Source organism: Streptantibioticus rubrisoli, from assembly GCF_024436055.1.
Taxonomy (GTDB): domain Bacteria; phylum Actinomycetota; class Actinomycetes; order Streptomycetales; family Streptomycetaceae; genus Streptantibioticus_A; species Streptantibioticus_A rubrisoli.
This window is the reverse complement of record NZ_JANFNH010000098.1, coordinates 1-1,757: the sequence shown is the minus strand read 5'-3', so window position 1 is coordinate 1,757 and position 1,757 is coordinate 1. Positions and strand designations below refer to the sequence as shown.

The 1,757-nt window shown below is 58.1% G+C and carries 1 rRNA gene; it reads left to right on the top strand.

Annotated elements, in window-relative coordinates:
• Positions 1–337: 337 nt before the first annotated feature.
• Positions 338–1,757, top strand: a 23S ribosomal RNA gene (locus NON19_RS32995); the annotation flags it as partial.

The following is a 1,757-nucleotide window of genomic DNA, read 5'->3' as shown; positions in this document are numbered from 1 at the left end:
ACCGGAAGGTGCGGCTGGATCACCTCCTTTCTAAGGAGCTTCTAGGCCGTCTTGTACGGTCCAGAGCCACTGCGCAGGCGCGTGTCCTGCGGTGGTTTGCTCATGGGTGGAACGTTGACTACTCGGCCGTGCGTGATGTCTCGGTGTCTAGTACTGCCCTTTCGGGGGCGTGGAACGGCAGGTGGGGCGGAGGGCAGGGTCGGGCACGCTGTTGGGTCCTGAGGGAACGTGAGTGTCTCTCAGTGGTGACCGGCCTCGTGGGAAGCGCACGGTATGTGTGTGGACTGTGGGGGATGGGTCGTTGTTTGAGAACTGCATAGTGGACGCGAGCATCTGTGGCCAAGTTTTTAAGGGCGCACGGTGGATGCCTTGGCACCAGGAACCGATGAAGGACGTGGGAGGCCGCGATAGGCCCCGGGGAGCTGTCAACCGAGCTGTGATCCGGGGGTGTCCGAATGGGGAAACCCGGCAGTCGTCATGGGCTGTCACCCGTACCTGAACACATAGGGTATGTGGAGGGAACGCGGGGAAGTGAAACATCTCAGTACCCGCAGGAAGAGAAAACAACCGTGATTCCGGGAGTAGTGGCGAGCGAAACTGGATGAGGCTAAACCGTATGCGTGTGATACCCGGCAGGGGTTGCGCATGTGGGGTTGTGGGAGCTTTCTTCAGCAGTCTGCCGGCTGTTGGGAGAGTCAGAAACCGTTGATGTAGGCGAAGGGCATGCGAAAGGCCCGGCGTAGAGGGTAAGACCCCCGTAGTCGAAATGTCAGCGGCTCTCTTGGAAGCCACCCAAGTAGCACGGGGCCCGAGAAATCCCGTGTGAATCTGGCGGGACCACCCGTTAAGCCTAAATATTCCCTGGTGACCGATAGCGGATAGTACCGTGAGGGAATGGTGAAAAGTACCGCGGGAGCGGAGTGAAATAGTACCTGAAACCGTGTGCCTACAAGCCGTGGGAGCGTCGCATGGCAGGCTTGCCTGTCATGTCGTGACTGCGTGCCTTTTGAAGAATGAGCCTGCGAGTTTGCGGTGTGTGGCGAGGTTAACCCGTGTGGGGTAGCCGTAGCGAAAGCGAGTCCGAAGAGGGCGATCTAGTCGCACGCTCAAGACCCGAAGCGGAGTGATCTAGCCATGGGCAGGTTGAAGCGGAGGTAAGACTTCGTGGAGGACCGAACCCACCAGGGTTGAAAACCTGGGGGATGACCTGTGGTTAGGGGTGAAAGGCCAATCAAACTCCGTGATAGCTGGTTCTCCCCGAAATGCATTTAGGTGCAGCGTCGTGTGTTTCTTGCCGGAGGTAGAGCACTGGATAGGCGATGGGCCCTACCGGGTTACTGACCTTAGCCAAACTCCGAATGCCGGTAAGTGAGAGCGCGGCAGTGAGACTGTGGGGGATAAGCTCCATGGTCGAGAGGGAAACAGCCCAGAGCATCGACTAAGGCCCCTAAGCGTATGCTAAGTGGGAAAGGATGTGGAGTCGCAGAGACAACCAGGAGGTTGGCTTAGAAGCAGCCACCCTTGAAAGAGTGCGTAATAGCTCACTGGTCAAGTGATTCCGCGCCGACAATGTAGCGGGGCTCAAGTATACCGCCGAAGTCGTGTCACTCACACATGAGACCTAACGGTTGTGTGGGTGGGTAGGGGAGCGTCGTGTGCCGGGTGAAGCAGCGCCGGAAGGTAGTTGTGGACGGTTCACGAGTGAGAATGCAGGCATGAGTAGCGATACAAGAGTGGGAAACTCTTGCGCCGATTGA